Below are 16,804 nucleotides of genomic sequence, written 5' to 3' on the forward strand. Positions count from 1 at the left end.
TTAGCTTAACTGACAAGCATTAGGCTCGAAGGCCGGGTTTTGTTTAAGCGTTGGCAGTTATTACCAGCCAGTTTTCTCTGCTACAGCTTTGCCGATATCGGCCAGGCTGCGTACAGTTTTAACGCCTGCGGCTTCAAGTGCAGCAAATTTCTCGTCAGCAGTACCTTTACCGCCGGCAATGATGGCACCAGCGTGGCCCATACGTTTGCCCGGAGGAGCAGTAACACCAGCAATGTAAGAAACAACCGGCTTAGATACATTGTTTTTAATGTACTCTGCCGCTTCTTCTTCTGCTGTTCCGCCGATTTCACCGATCATAACGATAGCTTCGGTTTCTGGATCTTTCTCGAACAGTTCCAGAATATCGATGAAGTTAGAACCCGGGATAGGGTCGCCACCGATACCAACACAGCTAGACTGACCAAAACCAGCGTCAGTAGTCTGCTTAACCGCTTCATACGTTAATGTACCTGAACGTGACACGATACCCACTTTACCTTTCTTGTGGATGTGACCAGGCATGATACCGATTTTGCACTCGTCCGGAGTGATAACACCCGGGCAGTTTGGACCGATCATGCGCACGCCTTTGTGCGTCAGATATTCTTTAACGTACAGCATATCCAGTGTAGGAATGCCTTCAGTAATACAAACAATCAGTTCGATACCAGCGTCTGCTGCTTCGATGATTGAATCTTTACAGAAAGGAGCTGGTACGTAGATAACTGAAGCAGTTGCGCCAGTTGCTTCTACAGCTTCTCTTACAGTATTGAATACAGGCAGACCTAAGTGCTCTTGACCACCTTTACCAGGTGTAACACCGCCAACCATTTGCGTACCGTAAGCAATAGCTTGTTCAGAGTGGAAAGTACCCTGACCGCCAGTAAAGCCCTGGCAGATAACTTTGGTATTTTTATCGATCAAAATGCTCATTATTGACCTCCTGCCGCAGCAACCACTTTATCGGCAGCATCAGATAAGCTCTCTGCAGCGATAATGTTCAGGCCACTTTCGTTCAATTTCTGGGTACCCAGTTCAGCGTTGTTACCTTCAAGGCGAACAATAACTGGAACTTTAACACCCACTTCTTCAACAGCGCCGATAATACCTTCAGCAATCATATCGCAACGTACGATACCACCGAAGATGTTAACCAATACGGCTTTAACAGAGCTGTCTGACAGGATAATTTTGAACGCTTCAGAAACACGTTCTTTTGTCGCGCCGCCACCAACGTCAAGGAAGTTAGCTGGTTCGCCGCCACTCAGTTTAACGATGTCCATAGTACCCATCGCCAAACCAGCACCGTTAACCATGCAACCAATGTTGCCGTCTAGTGCTACGTAGTTCAGTTCCCATTTAGCCGCTTCTGCTTCACGCGCGTCGTCTTGTGACGGATCGTGCATTTCACGGATTTTAGGCTGACGGTACAATGCGTTGCTGTCGATGCCAACTTTCGCATCCAGACAGTGAACGTTGCCTTCGTCAGTGATAACCAATGGGTTAATTTCTAACAGTGCTAAGTCGTACTGTTCGAACATTTTCGCCAGGCCCATGAAGACCTTAGTGAACTGCTTAACCTGGTCTGGAGTCAGACCCAGTTTAAAGCCTAGTTCGCGACCTTGGTATGGCTGCGCGCCAACCGTAGGGTCAATTTCAGCTTTCAAGATTTTCTCAGGTGTTTCTTCAGCAACGGTTTCAATTTCTACGCCGCCTTCGGTTGATGCCATGAACACGATTTTGCGTGAAGCACGGTCAACAACTGCACCTAAGTAAAGCTCGTCTGCAATGTCAGTGCAGCTTTCAACTAAAATCTTAGCAACCGGCTGACCTTTCTCGTCGGTCTGGAAAGTTACTAAGTTTTTACCTAACCACTGCTCAGCAAATGCGCGAACGTCGTCTAAACTTTTCACTAATTTCACGCCACCCGCTTTACCGCGGCCACCAGCGTGAACCTGACATTTGACAACCCAAATGTCGCCACCAATACGTTTTGCCGCTTCTACCGCTTCATCAGCAGTGTCGCAGGCATAACCTTCAGATACTGGCAAACCAAACTCTTTAAAGAGTTGTTTACCCTGATACTCATGCAAATTCATGATGCTCTTCCGATTCGTTGAAACAACTTAAGCAGCTAAAATGCTGCCTACCCGAATACCGCGCCGAATTTTAACCTGCTCGGCGCATAATTAACAGCCGCAAGCTAAATTGCATTGCGGCTGGTTCTCAGCGTCTTTAGATATCCAGGATAAGACGTTGAGGATCTTCTAATAACTCTTTCACGGTAACCAGGAAACCTACCGATTGTTTACCATCAATAATTCGATGGTCATAAGAAAGAGCCAGGTACATCATCGGTAAGATTTCGATCTTACCGTCTACCACCATCGCCCGCTCCTGGATTTTGTGCATACCCAGAATAGCGCTTTGTGGTGGGTTCAGAATTGGCGTTGAAAGCAGTGAACCAAATACACCACCGTTAGTAATGGTGAAATTACCACCCTGCATTTCATCCATAGTTAACTTACCGTCACGGCCTTTGATAGCCAGGTCACGAATACCATTTTCCATATCCGCAATGCTTAAACGGTCAGTGTCGCGCAGAACTGGAGTTACCAGACCACGAGGCGTTGATACCGCAATGCTGATATCGAAGAAATTGTGGTAAACAATATCGTCGCCATCAATGGATGCGTTGACGTCTGGGAAACGTTTCAGTGCTTCAGTTACAGCTTTGACGTAGAAGCCCATGAAACCAAGACGCGTGCCGTGAGTTTCTTCAAACACGTCTTTGTACTTCTTACGCAAGTCCATAATTGGCTTCATGTTGATTTCGTTAAACGTGGTCAACATCGCGGTGTCGTTCTTAGCTTGCAACAGACGCTCAGCGATACGTTTACGCAGACGTGTCATTGGTACACGTTTCTGGTCACGGTCACCTGAAACGGCTGGCTGTGAAGACTGCTGTTTGCTGCTATCCGAAGACTTAGAAGACTGAGCTTTCACGTGTTTTTCCACGTCTTCTTTAGTGACGCGACCGCCCTTACCAGTGCCTTTAACGTCACTTGGCTTAAGGCCGTGTTCACCAAGTAAACGACGAACCGCAGGACCCGCTACTTCGTTGTCACCGTCATCGTCTTTACTTTCTGAAGAAGATTCAGATTTGCTGTCATCGGACTTGCTTGAACTACCGCCAGCAGACCCACCAGCTTCGACAATACCGATAACGTCATCAGCACCGACTGTCGCGCCTTCTTCGTGCTTAATTTCAGCTAAAACGCCATCAGCCGGAGCAACCACTTCCAGAACCACTTTATCGGTTTCAATATCAACCAGGTTCTGGTCACGTTTTACTGCATCGCCAGCTTTAACGTGCCAGGTAGAAACAGTGGCATCAGAGACTGATTCTGGCAGTTGAGGAACTTTAACTTCCATCTTCTCGCCAGAACCTTTTGTGTCAGAGCCTTTGTCTTCTGAAGAATCAGATTCTTTTTTCTCTGACTTCTTGTCGTCGCCTGAGTCTTTATCGTCTGATTTATCGTCAGATGCCGACGCACCGTCACCTTCTTCAATTTTTCCGATAACTTCTTCAGCTGTTACGGTAGTGCCTTCTTCGGCAGTAATTTCGCCCAAAACACCGTCTGCTTCCGCAACCACTTCCAGCACTACCTTGTCGGTTTCGATGTCAACCAGATTCTGGTCGCGAGACACTTTATCGCCAGGTTTTACGTGCCATGTTGCAATTGTTGCATCTGCAACAGACTCGGGTAATTGAGGAACTTTAATATCAATCGCCATGGTTCATCTTCACCTATTTAATGGTTAGCGCTTCGTCAACAAGGTTTTGCTGCTGCTTGTTGTGCTCTGAAATGTATCCGACCGCCGGTGCGGCTGACGCACTACGACCACGATAAGACAACTGAGCTCCTTTCGGAATTGCGGCCCAGAAGTGATGCTGGCTGCTATACCATGCACCCTGGTTCTGAGGCTCTTCCTGACACCAGACAAAATCTTTAACGTGCTGATAATCTTTCATAATTTCTGCCACTTCTTCCGCAGGGAACGGATACAGCTGTTCGATACGAATAATGGCAACATCTTCTTGTTCACGCTCGCGGCGTTCTTTCAGTAAATCGTAGTAGACTTTACCTGAGCAAAATACCACGCGTTTTACTTTTTTCGGATTCAGATCATCGATTTCACCAATCGCGTTCTGGAATCCAAGATCCGCTAAATCATCCATTTCTGAAACCGCTAACGGATGACGTAACAATGACTTAGGCGTCATAACAACTAACGGACGGCGAACCGGACGTAAGTGCTGACGACGGATCATGTGGAAAACCTGTGCAGGCGTTGTCGGTACACAGACTGACCAGTTGTGATCGGCCGATAATTGCAGGAAACGCTCAAGACGGGCTGAACTGTGCTCAGGACCCTGCCCTTCGTAACCGTGCGGCAATAGCAATGTTAAACCACATAAACGTCCCCATTTCTGCTCGCCAGAACTTAAGAACTGGTCAATAACAACCTGGGCGCCGTTAACGAAATCACCAAATTGAGCTTCCCACATAACCAGAGACTGCGGTTCAGCCGTAGCGTAACCGTATTCGAAGGCCACAACTGCAGCTTCTGATAAAACTGAGTCATAAATTTCAATTTGCCCCTGATCTGAACCTAAATTGTTCAGTGGCATATAGGTAGAACCATCTTTTTGGTTATGCAATACCGCGTGGCGGTGGAAGAAGGTACCACGGCCGCTGTCCTGACCGGTCAAACGAATATGAGTGCCGTCGTTAACTAAGGTGGCATAAGCCAAAGTTTCAGCGAAACCCCAGTCCATTGGTTTATCGCCTTTCGCCATTTTCAGACGTTCTTGATAAACTTTTTCAACGCGGGAATTCAGCTTGTCTTCTTCCGGATACTGAGTGATTTTTTCGCCCAGATCTTTCAGCTTATCTGCTGAGACTTTGTAGTCGTACTCAACGTCCCAGTCGTTTCCTATGTAGGGAGACCAGTCAACAGAGTGCTGACGCATAGGACGGTGTTCATCAACCACCACTTCGCCTTTATCTAATGCATCACGATAGTCAGACATCCACTGCTTAGCCGTGTCTTCATCAACTATCGATTTCTCTATCAGACGCTTGCCATAAAGCTCGCGGGCAACGGGCTGTTTTTTAACTTTTGCGTACATCAGCGGCTGTGTTGCACTTGGCTCATCGGCTTCGTTATGTCCATGACGGCGATAACAAACCAAATCAATAACCACGTCGCGCTGGAATGCATTACGGTAATCAAGCGCTAACTGAGTGACAAAAACAACGGCTTCAGGGTCATCCGCATTAACGTGGAAAATTGGCGCCTGCACCATTTTGGCAATGTCAGTACAATACTGAGTGGAGCGCGCATCTTCCTGTTTAGATGTAGTGAAACCAACCTGGTTATTCACCACTATACGGATAGAGCCGCCTACACGGTAAGCACGTGTCTGCGACATATTGAACGTTTCTTGCACCACACCCTGACCAGCAACAGCAGCGTCACCGTGAATGGTAATAGGCAGAACTTTTTTGCCTTCCGGGTCTTTCAGACGATCCATGCGTGCACGAACCGAACCCATAACAACTGGGTTTACAATTTCCAGGTGCGACGGGTTAAAGGCCAAAGCAAGGTGGACGTCGCCGCCCGGCGTTGCATAGTCAGAAGAGAAGCCCATGTGATACTTAACATCACCTGAGCCTTTACTGCTGTCATGCTTACCGGCGAACTCGTCGAATAAGTCTTGTGGCTTTTTACCCAGAACGTTGACTAAAACGTTCAAGCGACCACGGTGAGCCATGCCAATAACCACTTCTTTGGCACCCTGCTCACCAGAGCGTGAAATGAGTTCTTTCAACAACGAAACCAGACTGTCGCCACCTTCTAATGAAAAGCGCTTAGCTCCCGGGAATTTTGACCCAAGATACTTTTCCAGTCCGTCAGCGGCTATCAGTTCTTTTAAAATTTTAGTCTGTTGTTCTTTTTCAAACTTGGGCTTTCCAAGAACACCTTCCAACCGTTGCTGAATCCAGCGTTTTTCCTCGGTTGAAACAATGTGCATGTATTCGGCACCAATAGAGCCACAATAAATATTTTCCAGCGCTTCGTGAATATCACTCAGCTTCATTGTGTCTTTGCCAACAGCTAAAGAGCCGACATTAAACTCGCGTTCCAAGTCGTCTTTGCTTAAATCGTGGAAGTTTAATGAAAGGTCTGGAACGGTTTCCTGTTTCCATAAACCAAGAGGATCAAGGTTGGCGTGCTGATGGCCGCGGAATCGGTAAGCATTGATAAGCTGTAAAACTTTAACTTGCTTCTGATCTGCGGCAGTCGTACTGCCTGTTTGAGATTGCTTGAGCTTATTCTTCGCGGCCTGGCGAAACTGTTCCCGGACATCGCTGAGCTTAGTATCAACAATGTGATTATCCTTCGGCAACGCATCGAACATTTGACGCCACTCATCACTGACTGCCGTCGGATCATCCAGATAAGCCTCAAACATTTGTTCAATGTAGGCAACGTTACCACCGGCTAGATGCGATGTTTCTAACCATTCACGCATTACACCATCTTGCATTGCGTTTCCTTCACCTGAATAGATAAACCGTTTTTATAAAAAAATAGCCATCCTTGTGGGATGGCCATCCACAACATCAACCGTTCAAATTGGCGCGACAATATAACGAGTTAAACAGCGCGACTCAAAAGCATCGATTTGATGTGTCCAATAGCCTTTGTTGGATTCAACCCTTTTGGACATACGTTAACGCAGTTCATGATTCCGTGACAACGGAATACACTAAAGGCATCATCGAGTTCATCCAAACGCTCGTCTGTTGCTGTGTCACGACTATCAATTAAGAAACGATAAGCGTGCAGCAGACCAGCAGGTCCAACAAATTTATCCGGGTTCCACCAGAACGATGGGCATGATGTTGAACAGCATGCACATAAAATGCACTCGTAAAGACCATCAAGCTTAGCACGGTCTTCCGGCGACTGCAGTCGTTCACGCGCTGGTGGCGTTTTGTCATCGTTGATAAGGTACGGTTTGATTTTCTCGTACTGCTGATAGAACTGGCTCATATCAACAATCAAATCACGAATGACCGGCAAACCTGGTAGCGGACGAATCACAATTTTGTCTGATTTCAAAGAAGACAAGTGAGTGATACAAGCCAAACCATTTTTACCGTTAATATTCATACCATCGGAGCCACAAACACCTTCACGGCACGAGCGGCGGAACGCCAGCGATGGATCTTGTTCTTTCAATTTGATCAGTGCTTCTAGCACCATCAAATCCTGATTATCTTCTACTTCCAACGTGTACTCTTTCATGTGAGGCGCGTTGTCGACATCAGGATTATAACGATAAACTGAAAATGTGTATTTTTTCATATACCCTCCAACTTAGTAGGTACGAGCTTTCGGAGGGAAAGCTTCACGCAGTTTAGGCGCCATATTGACTTCCCGCGTCACCATATCTTCCTTTTCAGGACGATAAACAGTGTGTACTAACCACTTCTCATCATCACGATCCGGGTAGTCTGCACGGCTGTGAGCACCGCGGCTTTCTGTACGGAAGCTGGCAGCAACTGCAGTTGAGTAAGCCGTTTCCATCAAGTTATCTAGCTCAAGGCATTCGACGCGCTGAGTATTAAACTCTTTAGAGGTGTCATCAAGACGAGCGTTTTTCAGGCGTTCGCGAATTTCGCGCAGCTCAGCAAGCCCTTCTTTCATTGAATCGCCTTCGCGGAAAACCGAGAAATTAAGTTGCATGCACTGTTGCAGGTCTTTCTTAATTTGTGCCGGATCTTCGCCTTTCTGAGTATTTTCCCAACGATTATAACGCGCTAGTGCAGCGTCAATGTCGTCGCTACTTGCTTCTCTGGCTTCTACGTTAGCCGCAAGCGTTTCGCCCAGGTGCATACCGGTTGAACGACCGAATACCACCAGGTCAAGCAGTGAGTTACCGCCTAAGCGGTTAGCACCGTGTACAGATACACAAGCAATTTCACCACAAGCAAACAGGCCTTTAACGTGAGATGTCTGACCATCGTCACCAACAGTCAGGACTTGTCCATTAACGTCCGTCGGAATACCGCCCATCATATAGTGACAGGTAGGAATAACCGGAATTGGTTCTTTCACCGGATCAACGTGTGCGAATGTACGTGATAAGTCACAAACACCCGGCAAACGACTCTCCAGGGTTTCTTTACCCAGGTGATCCAGTTTCAGTTTAAGGTGAGTACCCCATGGGCCTTCACAACCACGTCCTTCACGGATTTCAGTCATCATAGCGCGGGAGACAACGTCGCGTGATGCCAAATCTTTCGCGTTTGGCGCATAACGCTCCATAAAGCGTTCACCGTCTTTGTTCAGCAGGTAACCGCCTTCACCACGACAACCTTCTGTGACAAGCGAGCCCGCTCCGGCAATACCGGTTGGGTGGAACTGCCACATTTCCATATCTTGTACAGGAACGCCGGCACGTAGTGCCATACCAATACCATCACCCGTGTTGATATGAGCATTGGTCGTTGAAGAATAAATACGACCCGCACCGCCGGTAGCAAGAACAACGGCCTTAGCTTTAACAAAGTAAACTTCGCCGCTTTCGATATCCATGGTGGTTACACCACAAACTTCGCCGTCTTGGTTCTTAACGATATCCAGCGCGTACCATTCTGAAAATACGGTGGTTTTTTTCTTCACGTTTTGCTGATAAAGCAAATGCAGCAAAGCGTGACCGGTACGGTCAGCTGCAGCGGCAGTACGAGCAGCCTGCTCGCCACCAAAGTTCTTCGACTGACCACCAAATGGACGTTGATAAACTTTGCCGTTTTCAAAACGCGAGAATGGTAAACCTAAGTTTTCCATTTCTAAAATAGCTTCAGGGCCAGCTTTACACATGTATTCGATAGCGTCCTGGTCACCAATATAGTCCGAACCTTTAACGGTATCGAACATGTGCCATTCCCAGTTATCTTCATGCGCATTACCTAATGCTACGGTAATACCACCCTGAGCAGAAACTGTGTGAGAGCGTGTTGGAAACACTTTGGACATCAACGCGCAGCTCAATCCCTCTTGGGAAATTTGCAGTGCTGCTCGCATGCCGGCACCGCCAGCACCAATCACCACTGCATCATATTCTAAAGTTTTAACAGTCACTTAAACACCCCACAGTACGAATAAGCCAGTGAGCCAAACAGCGATCAGACCAACGCTGAAAACCAGTTGGATAAAAGCTCTGAGACCGGACGCTTTCACGTAGTCTGTTGATACTTGCCAAATGCCAATCCAGCCGTGAATTAACACAGAAGATAAGGCCAGCATAGTGAACACTTTCATCCAAATGTTGGCAAACAACCCACTCCACACTTGATAAGTTACATCTGGCGTAGAAAGGAAGAACCCAGCCATGAACAGTGAATATAGAACCATTACAATCGCGCTGGCTCTCAATAAAATAAAGTCATGAGAACCGCTACGACCAAAAGTAGCTGCTGCTGTTACCATAGCCAAACTCCTACTAATACGGAAAAGATCACAGAAAGAGCAATTGAGACAATTGCGCTGATTCTTCCGGAATCGAGTTCTTCCCAGTAGCCCATGTCCATTACTAAGTGACGCAGACCAATGATTAAGTGAAATCCTAGCGCTGTCAAAATACCCCAGCCAATAAATTTAGCGATAAAGCTGGTCATGATACTCTCGATTTGAGCAAAGCCTTCAGGGCCACTAAGTGACACGGCAAAAGCCCAAATTAGAAAAGCCAGAGAGAACAGCATAGCAACACCGGAAATACGATGCAGTATGGATGCTTTGGCAGCGGCAGGAAGCTTGATAGTTGATAAGTCTAAATTAACAGGTCTTTCTTTTTTCACGATAGATTGCCTTTTAATAAAGCACAAAAGAAATGCAATTTTCGTTTGCGCGACACAGAAACATGCCACCAATACGGCGCAAAGTATATCTAGCTAAGCTATTAATTACAACGACAAACTCAGATTTGAACGCTGACTAAAATACGCTTTACTACTAAAGTCTAACCTAACAAGATAATTCTTCAATCTGAGTAATCTTTTCGTCATGTTTATTACGTATATTTCGCTATAATTGGTTCATGTTCCCCGATTAAAATTGACATTTACGGGCATGATCGAGTTAAATTAGCGCACTTTTTCAAAGTAGATAGCGAGGAGAATTCCTTATGGCTGATCGTAAAGCCACTTTACAGATTGACGGCCAATCCATTGAATTGCCGGTACTATCACCAACGGCAGGAAAGGATGTAGTTGACGTCCGAACTCTGGGAAAACATGGTTATTTTACTTTTGACCCGGGGTTTCTGGCTACAGGCTCTTGCGAGTCGGCTATCACCTATATAGATGGTGAAAACGGCGTTTTACTGCACCGCGGTTACCCTATTGGTGAGTTAGCAACTAAAGCAGATTACTTAGAAGTTTGCTACATGTTGTTGCACGGCGAAGCTCCTACCGAAAAGCAATACCATGAATTCAAAAACACCATTACTAAGCACACTATGGTGCATCAGGGAATTCACAATTTCTTTAATGGTTTCCGTCGTGATGCTCACCCTATGGCAATGTTATGTGCCGTAACGGGAGCTTTATCATCGTTCTATCATGATGATCTGGAGATTCACGATGAAAACCAACGTTTACGTAGTGCTTACCGTCTGATTGCAAAAATTCCAACAATTGCAGCAATGGCTTATAAATTCAGCATTGGTCAACCTTTCGTTTACCCACGTAACGACTTAGGTTATGCAGAAAACTTCCTGAACATGATGTTCTCGGTTCCTGCGGAAGACTACAAAATAAGCCCTGCGGTAGCTCGCGCTATGGATCGCATCTTTACTTTGCATGCTGACCACGAGCAAAACGCATCAACGTCAACAGTACGCCTTGCCGGTTCTTCTGGTGCTAACCCTTACGCATGTATCGCTGCGGGTGTTGCGTCTTTATGGGGACCAGCCCATGGTGGTGCAAACGAAGCTTGCTTGCGTATGCTGGCTGAAATTGGTTCTGTTGAAAACATTCCAAAATATATTGAGAAAGCAAAAGACAAAGACGATCCTTTCCGTCTAATGGGCTTTGGTCACCGTGTATACAAAAACACCGACCCTCGTGCAACGGTAATGCGTGAATCTTGCCACGAAGTACTGAAAGAATTGGATCGTGATGATCCATTACTTGACGTCGCAATGGAACTGGAGCGTATCGCTCTGGAAGACGACTACTTCATTGAAAAGAAACTCTTCCCTAACGTTGACTTCTACTCAGGTATCGTACTGAAAGCTATTGGTATTCCTACCAATATGTTCACCGTTATCTTTGCGCTGTCACGTACTGTCGGCTGGGTTTCTCACTGGCACGAAATGATGGGCGAAGAAAACCAGAAAATTGGTCGTCCTCGTCAGTTATATACTGGTTATACAAAACGCGAGTTTTCACCAATTAAAAAATAAATTGGTTTGAGTTAAGAAGGCGCTCGGTTGAGCGCCTTTTTTTATGCCCGCTCTTAATTAGTTTGAGTACATTGCTTTTCACACCTTACAGAACGTGCAACGAAGCCTTAAATTCTTTATACTACGTCGCATTTCGTTGGTCGCCAAAGAGAGAGCTGACAGACAAATTCATTTTCAACGTGCTTTAGCAGGTTGCAGATAATTACAGAGAGGCTTATGCAGCAAGTAGTCAATGTACAACAACCCATCATTACACCACGTAAATTCAAGGTATATCAGCATCGCCAGTTAGATAAAATTGAGGCGTTAAAGAAAGTTCCTGATGACATGCGTTTTGAAATGAAAGTCGTCGCTAATGTACTGCCATTCAGAGTTAATGAATATGTATTTAACGAACTGATTGACTGGGAAAATGTACCCAATGACCCGCTGTTTCAGCTAACTTTCCCGCAAAAAGATATGCTGGAGCCTTCTGCGTACCAGCGCATGGCAGACCTAATGTCAGGCAAGCACACCACCAATGAAGTGTTTGATTTGGCGACTCAGCTACGCGATGAAATGAACCCTCACCCTGCCGGACAAATGCAAATGAATGTGCCGCATGTTGACGGTGAGCCTTTGCCGGGCATGCAGCATAAGTACCGCGAAACGGTGCTCTTTTTCCCGGCTCAGGGGCAGTACTGCCATTCTTACTGCACTTTCTGCTTCCGTTGGGCGCAATTTGTCGGTAAAGCTACCCGCTTTAATTCAAATGACGCGGATCAATTGCACCGCTATCTGGCTCAGCACAAAGAAGTTACTGACTTGCTGGTGACTGGCGGCGACCCTATGGTTATGCGCACGCGCAAGCTGGCTCATTACTTAGAAGGTTTACTGCAACCTGAATTCGAGCACATTAAAACCATACGCATCGGCACTAAATCATTAACCTTTTGGCCATATCGCTTTATCACCGACCCCGACGCGGACGATTTACTTCGTTTATTAGAGCGCTTAGTTGCTGGTGGCAAGCATGTGTCGATAATGGCGCATTTAAACCACCCGAATGAATTACGCACTGAAGTGTGTCAGGAGGCCATTCGTCGTCTGCGCGCTACAGGTGTTCAAATCCGCTGTCAGGCTCCTTTACTCAAACACATTAATGACGACCCGGATGTCTGGGCTTCTATGTGGGAGAAGCAGGTACAACTCGGATTAATCCCTTATTACATGTTTGTCGAACGGGATACCGGAGCAAAACGTTACTTTGAAGTGCCGCTGGAGCGTACCTGGGAAATTTTCCAAAAAGCGTATCAGCAGGTTTCGGGTATAGCTCGTACCGTGCGAGGCCCTTCGATGAGTGCAGGCCCGGGGAAAGTAGAAGTTCAGGGTGTTACCGAAATTGCTGGTGAGAAAGTCTTTGCCTTACGCTTTATCCAGGGACGCAATCCAGACTGGGTACAACGCCCCTTCTTCGCTAAATATGATCCAGATGCCACCTGGCTGCATCACTTAAAACCAGCTTTTGGTGAAGAAAAATTCTTTTTCGAAGATGAGTATTCAAAAATGTCGGCGATGGATTAACCATCGCCTGCCAGTTTTCGTGCCCGCTGCAGGTCCTCTTCAGTATCAATGCCTGTAGCCGGTGCGAGAATAGCTTCAGCGACATGAATACGCTCTCCGTGCCAAAGCACCCGCAATTGTTCTAACGACTCAAGCTGTTCAATAGGGCTTGGCTCCCATTCAACATAACGTCTGACAAAACCTGCGCGATAAGCATAAATACCAATGTGACGATGATAATGCTCAGTAACCACATCTGTCGTCCGGTCTGCAGAAAAATGCTCTCTGTCCCAGGGAACTGCGGCGCGGCTAAAATACAGCGCATAACCCGCAGCATCGGTAACCACTTTTACTGTATTCGGGTTAAAAATATCTTCAGCGTCAGTAATAGGCACGGCCAGCGTCGCCATAGGTGCCTGCCGTTGATTCGCTAAATTATCGGCAACCTGTCGAATAATTTCAGGCGGAATAAAGGGTTCATCACCCTGTACATTAACCACCACTTCGTTTTCTGCCAGAGCCAATTGCTCGATAACCTCAGCCAAACGTTCCGTGCCCGAGGAGTGTTCACTTGAGGTCATCATTACACGACCACCAAACTTATCAACACCCTCTTTAATCCGCATATCATCGGTAGCAACTATGACTTCGGCAGCGCCACTAGCCTCAGCTCGCTCAACCACATGCTGAATCATCGGCTTACCGGCAATATCGGCTAAAGGTTTGCCCGGCAAACGGCTTGAACCGTAACGGGCGGGAATGACAACGGTAAAACTCATGAAGGAACCTTTTCTAACTCATCTGAAGATAACTCGCGAGCCTTATCCGCTATAAGCACGGGAATATTCTCGTCTATTGGGTATGCGAGGCGTTCTCCGCGGCATACTAGCTCGTCTTTATCGGCGTAATAGGTCAGTTTCCCTTTACACTTTGGACACGCCAATATTGCTAATGTTGTTTTATCGATGGCCATTTTTCTTCCTTTCGAGCTCTGCCAATAAGTTAGTTTTCATCACTTCGGGCAGCTTCGCTTCAATTGTTTGGTAATACCAGTCAGCTTGCGCAAAAGAGTGGCATTTACCGGCATCTTTTTCTGTCATTAATATAGGGTTACTGGTCAGGTTAGAAAAGTCCTGTTGGCTAAAAGCGTGATGATCCGCAAAGCCCTGACTGTTCTCCAGTTCAATACTCTGTTCAATTAGCGAGTTAAAAAATCGCTGCGGATAACCAATACCAGCCACGGCATTAAATTTGCTCTCGGTTTTCAATTCAACTTGCTCGTTATTATCAACCCGGTACCAGTTGCCAGGCTCGACGTCCACTACATGCCGGGCGAATGCATGGCGACCATAGTTAGAAATAACCCAGTCCGCACCTTTCAGACGCCATGGGCCTTCCCGTAATGGGCCCGCAGGCAATAACCATCCATTTCCGGTTCCTCGCTCAGCGTCTATCATAATTAATTCAATGTCGCGTTTGAGTGCGTAATGCTGTAGCCCGTCATCACAAATAATAACGTTTACTTTGGGGTGTTGTTCCGCCATAAGCTTTGCGGCCTGAGCCCGCTTTGGTGCAATAACAACAGGGCAGCCAGTGCGACGACGCATGAGTAAAGGTTCATCACCGGCTTTTTCCGGAGAGTCGCTATCTAAAACCTCGTAAGGAAAAGGCCCTTTTGCACCGTAACCACGACTGATAATGCCCGGATTCCAGCCCTCATCTTTGAGCCATTGGCTTAAGGCCACAACCATAGGTGTTTTGCCAGTGCCGCCCACGCTAATGTTCCCCACCACTATGACCGGAACATCGGCTTTATAGCGAGACATTAGGCCAAAAGCATAAAAACTGCGACGCAAATTTGTTACCAGCCAAAACACCAGCGACAGTGGTGTGAGCAAAAACAGTAAAGGGTGCAGCCTGGCTTTATACCACTGCTTTTGAAGCCACATTAGGCGCCCCCACTAAACTGCAAGTTATGCAGCTGAAAATATGCACCTTCCTGATCAAGCAATTGCTGGTGTGTACCGCGTTCAATAATCTCACCATTGTCCATGACTAAAATCTCATCAGCATTTTCAATGGTCGATAAACGGTGCGCAATGACAATAGCGGTACGGTTTTTACGTAAGGTTCCCAGGGCATCCTGAATATGACGCTCGGACTCAGTATCCAGCGCCGATGTCGCTTCATCCAGTATCAGAATAGGCGCGTCTTGTAATAGTGCACGGGCTATGGCTATACGCTGACGCTGACCACCGGATAACATCACCCCATTCTCGCCCACCATAGTATCCAGACCTTTCGGCATGCTGTCGGTGAACTCAGTAACGTAAGCTTGCTCAGCGGCTTTAATAATATTTTCACGTGATACATCTTTTGAAGCGCCGTAAGCAATGTTGTTTGCTATGGTGTCGTTAAACAAGGTTACATGCTGAGACACCAGCGCAAACTGACGCCTTAAGCATTTCAGTTTATAATCGTTAATATTATGGCCATCAAGCAGAATGCTGCCCTGCTCTACATCGTAGAACCGCGTAAGCAAGTTCGATATTGTCGACTTACCACTACCTGAACGGCCCACCAGCGCCACGGTTTTGCCCTGATCAACTTTAAAATTAATGTGCTCTAACGCAGGTTCATCATCTTTTTGATAAGAAAAGGTCACGTCATCAAAAACAATATCACCTGCTGCACGATCAACCACTCGCGAGCCTTTATCAACTTCAATCGGTTCGTCCAGAATTGCAAACACGCTGGTTGCAGCCGCAATACCGCGCTGGAAATCACTGTTTACGTTAGTCAACTGCTTTAACGGGCGCAGCAACATGATCATAGAAGTAAGTAACGTAGTAAAAGCACCGGCCGAAAGCTCACCCAGCATTTCTGGGAAACTGGCAATAACCAGAACCATAGACAGACTTAACGAAGCAATAAACTGAATAACCGAAGTGCTTATAGCCCGGGTGTTCACCAACTTCATATTCTGGTTACGGGTAATGTTGTTTATTTCCGAAAAACGTGTCGACTCACCTTTTTGACCCTGATGCATGATCACAACCTTATGGCCGTTGATCATCTGCTCTGCAGTTGTGGTTACATTACCCATAGCGGTCTGAATACGACTACTTACTTTGCGGAAGCGACGTGAAACAACCCCTACAACTTTTGCAACCAGAGGGCCTATCACCAAAAATACCAATGATAGTTGCCAGCTTTGATAAAACATCAAACCTAACAAACCAACGACGAACGCGCCTTCTTTCACCAAGACCAGAATAGCCCGGCTACTCGCTTCTGCTACCTGCTGCGTGTCATAAGTTATTTTTGAAATTAAATCACCGGTTGAGTGCTGGTCATGGAAACCCACCGGCAGTTTCATCATATGGTCAAACAGTTGCTGCCGCATTTTGGTAACAACTTTAAAACCCACCCAATGCAGGAAGTAGCTGGAAGCAACATTCAAAGAACCACGAAGGATGAAAATAAAAGGAACAAAGAGGGCACCGTAAAGCAATATATTAGAGTCTTGCTCTGTTAACCCGTCATCTATTAACGTTTCAATTTGGGATAAGAACAATGTATCAATGGCAGAGTAACCAATCATACACAGGATAGCAGCGATAAAAGCTGCCTTATAAGGTTTGATATAACCTAATAAGCGTTTAAAGGTCGTCTTTTTTTTAAGCTGAGAATCCATGTAGTCTCAAATAAGTCATT

At 46.4% G+C, this 16,804-nt stretch carries 14 protein-coding genes; 2 read left to right on the forward strand and 12 right to left on the reverse strand.

Annotation, left to right across the window (positions count from 1 at the left end):
• Positions 1 to 60: 60 nt before the first annotated feature.
• The 8 genes from sucD to sdhC all read right to left on the reverse strand — a co-directional run bounded on the left by sucD (position 61) and on the right by sdhC (position 9,938).
• Positions 61 to 933 (reverse strand): succinate--CoA ligase subunit alpha, encoded by an 873-nt coding sequence (gene sucD, locus B2U97_RS12290; RefSeq protein ID WP_011234743.1) that lies wholly within the window; start codon positions 931 to 933, stop codon positions 61 to 63.
• The gene (gene sucC, locus B2U97_RS12295; protein ID WP_011234744.1) at positions 933 to 2,099 is read right to left on the reverse strand and encodes an ADP-forming succinate--CoA ligase subunit beta; all 1,167 of its coding nucleotides are present in this window, start codon (positions 2,097 to 2,099) and stop codon (positions 933 to 935) included. The genes sucD and sucC overlap by 1 nt, the downstream gene beginning before the upstream one ends.
• Before the next feature lie 136 nt (positions 2,100 to 2,235).
• Positions 2,236 to 3,798 carry a 2-oxoglutarate dehydrogenase complex dihydrolipoyllysine-residue succinyltransferase gene (odhB, locus tag B2U97_RS12300; RefSeq protein ID WP_286822943.1) on the reverse strand — a complete coding sequence of 521 codons (1,563 nt, stop codon included), beginning with the start codon at positions 3,796 to 3,798 and terminating at the stop codon, positions 2,236 to 2,238.
• 13 nt (positions 3,799 to 3,811) lie between these two features.
• On the reverse strand, positions 3,812 to 6,619 hold the full coding sequence (locus tag B2U97_RS12305) for a 2-oxoglutarate dehydrogenase E1 component (protein WP_110013278.1): 2,808 nt from the start codon (positions 6,617 to 6,619) through the stop codon (positions 3,812 to 3,814).
• Between the two features lie 110 nt (positions 6,620 to 6,729).
• Entirely contained in the window at positions 6,730 to 7,443 is a 714-nt protein-coding gene (locus tag B2U97_RS12310) for a succinate dehydrogenase iron-sulfur subunit (protein WP_034821292.1), read from the reverse strand.
• 12 nt (positions 7,444 to 7,455) lie between these two features.
• Positions 7,456 to 9,222, reverse strand: a complete 1,767-nt coding sequence (gene sdhA / locus B2U97_RS12315) for a succinate dehydrogenase flavoprotein subunit (protein WP_011234748.1) — start codon at positions 9,220 to 9,222, stop codon at positions 7,456 to 7,458.
• Positions 9,223 to 9,570 (reverse strand): succinate dehydrogenase, hydrophobic membrane anchor protein, encoded by a 348-nt coding sequence (gene sdhD / locus B2U97_RS12320; protein WP_011234749.1) that lies wholly within the window; start codon positions 9,568 to 9,570, stop codon positions 9,223 to 9,225.
• Positions 9,564 to 9,938 carry a succinate dehydrogenase, cytochrome b556 subunit gene (sdhC, locus tag B2U97_RS12325; protein WP_011234750.1) on the reverse strand — a complete coding sequence of 125 codons (375 nt, stop codon included), beginning with the start codon at positions 9,936 to 9,938 and terminating at the stop codon, positions 9,564 to 9,566. Before sdhC ends, sdhD begins: the two co-directional genes overlap by 7 nt.
• A gap of 326 nt (positions 9,939 to 10,264) precedes the next feature.
• Here sdhC and gltA point away from each other — a divergent pair, with 326 nt between their 5' ends.
• Positions 10,265 to 11,545, forward strand: a complete 1,281-nt coding sequence (gene gltA, locus B2U97_RS12330; protein ID WP_011234751.1) for a citrate synthase — start codon at positions 10,265 to 10,267, stop codon at positions 11,543 to 11,545.
• A 216-nt stretch (positions 11,546 to 11,761) separates the two neighbouring features.
• Positions 11,762 to 13,108 (forward strand): KamA family radical SAM protein, encoded by a 1,347-nt coding sequence (locus B2U97_RS12335; RefSeq protein WP_286822944.1) that lies wholly within the window; start codon positions 11,762 to 11,764, stop codon positions 13,106 to 13,108.
• Here B2U97_RS12335 and kdsB read toward each other — a convergent pair.
• The 4 genes from kdsB to msbA are packed head-to-tail and all read right to left on the reverse strand — an operon-like array spanning position 13,105 to position 16,784.
• A complete protein-coding gene (kdsB, locus tag B2U97_RS12340; RefSeq protein WP_286822945.1) occupies positions 13,105 to 13,866 on the reverse strand; it encodes a 3-deoxy-manno-octulosonate cytidylyltransferase in 762 nt (253 codons plus the stop codon). The two genes, B2U97_RS12335 and kdsB, sit on opposite strands and share 4 nt — an antisense overlap.
• Positions 13,863 to 14,060 carry a Trm112 family protein gene (locus B2U97_RS12345; protein WP_286822946.1) on the reverse strand — a complete coding sequence of 66 codons (198 nt, stop codon included), beginning with the start codon at positions 14,058 to 14,060 and terminating at the stop codon, positions 13,863 to 13,865. Before B2U97_RS12345 ends, kdsB begins: the two co-directional genes overlap by 4 nt.
• On the reverse strand, positions 14,047 to 15,036 hold the full coding sequence (gene lpxK, locus B2U97_RS12350; RefSeq protein ID WP_286822947.1) for a tetraacyldisaccharide 4'-kinase: 990 nt from the start codon (positions 15,034 to 15,036) through the stop codon (positions 14,047 to 14,049). Before lpxK ends, B2U97_RS12345 begins: the two co-directional genes overlap by 14 nt.
• On the reverse strand, positions 15,036 to 16,784 hold the full coding sequence (msbA, locus tag B2U97_RS12355) for a lipid A export permease/ATP-binding protein MsbA (RefSeq protein WP_286822948.1): 1,749 nt from the start codon (positions 16,782 to 16,784) through the stop codon (positions 15,036 to 15,038). The genes lpxK and msbA overlap by 1 nt, the downstream gene beginning before the upstream one ends.
• Positions 16,785 to 16,804: the final 20 nt, after the last annotated feature.

The organism is Idiomarina sp. UBA3176 (genome assembly GCF_002364295.1).
GTDB classification, from domain to species: Bacteria; Pseudomonadota; Gammaproteobacteria; order Enterobacterales; family Alteromonadaceae; genus Idiomarina; species Idiomarina loihiensis.